This window comes from Deltaproteobacteria bacterium (genome assembly GCA_011773515.1).
In the GTDB taxonomy this organism is placed as follows: Bacteria; Desulfobacterota; Deferrimicrobia; order J040; family J040; genus WVXK01.
The window spans coordinates 37,395-38,340 of the sequence record WVXK01000018.1; the positions used below are offsets into that span (position 1 = coordinate 37,395).

Below are 946 nucleotides of genomic sequence, written 5' to 3' on the forward strand. Positions count from 1 at the left end.
AAGAGAAATATCTGTGCGATGAACAGTCTCCCCGCGAGAAGGCCGATGGAACGTATATTTTCCATGCAGCGGAACCTCCACCCCGTTTCCACACAATAAAGGATTAATACCAAAAAACTCTTAAAATCGCTACTTGCAATTTCCCCGCCTGACACATGAACCGCCAGGGTTCCCCCCCCCGACCGCGGCCTGAAAACTGGGGGCTATGAACGACAGTCCGTAACCGATACACTATATCCTGATAATGGTGATACAGGTCTTCAATCTGCCGGGATGATGGAGGGCATGGCGGAGAAAAACCCGGACCGGTAGAGAGGCATTCAAAAAATTTTATAATTCCGGGAGGAACCGTGCGGAGAAAAAGGGGGGAAGGGGAGGAAAAAATCCGCTTCGAGATCCAGCTCTCGAAACATCTCTTTTCCCGGCTGAGTGATTTCTGCCGGGAGCAGAAGATCGAGCCATCCCTGGTGCTCGAGCGGGCGCTGGAGGAGTACTTCCATATGGGGGATGTGGCACATTAAAACGAGTTCCGGGAAACCAGTTTCTCGTTTCTGGTTTCGCGTTTCGAGTTTCTCGTTCAACCGGAAACCGGAAACGGTAAACTATGAACGGCAAATGGTTAAGGATGGAGTCGGTAGGTCCGGGAAACCAGTTTCTCGTTTCTCGTTTCTCGTTCAACCGGAAACTGTAAACTGTGAACTCTGAACTGTGTTTAGATAGCTGCCTCGGAGATGAGGGCGCTCGTCTTTTCACGACGCTCCACATCCCTGACATATTTCAGCTCTTCGAGACGGTCCCGGAACGGGCGGATTCGGAAGCCGGCCGGATTTTCCAGGTAGCCATCGATGACCCTTCGGTAGAGACCCACCATGCTCCCCACGAGGGATGTGGAGTACTCCCTTCCCTGGATCTTGAGGGTATCCACGCCGGCATCGATCAGGTCGGG

2 protein-coding genes are annotated in these 946 nt (G+C 52.5%); one reads left to right on the forward strand and one right to left on the reverse strand.

Annotation, left to right across the window (positions count from 1 at the left end; all coding sequences use genetic code 11):
- The first annotated feature begins 350 nt into the window (after positions 1-350).
- A complete protein-coding gene (locus GTN70_02540; GenBank protein ID NIO15871.1) occupies positions 351-521 on the forward strand; it encodes a hypothetical protein in 171 nt (56 codons plus the stop codon).
- Positions 522-712: 191 nt separating this feature from the next.
- Here the strand turns inward: GTN70_02540 and GTN70_02545 are convergent.
- Positions 713-946, reverse strand: a 234-nt coding sequence (locus GTN70_02545; GenBank protein ID NIO15872.1) for a hypothetical protein, incomplete at its 5' end; no start/stop codon positions are given.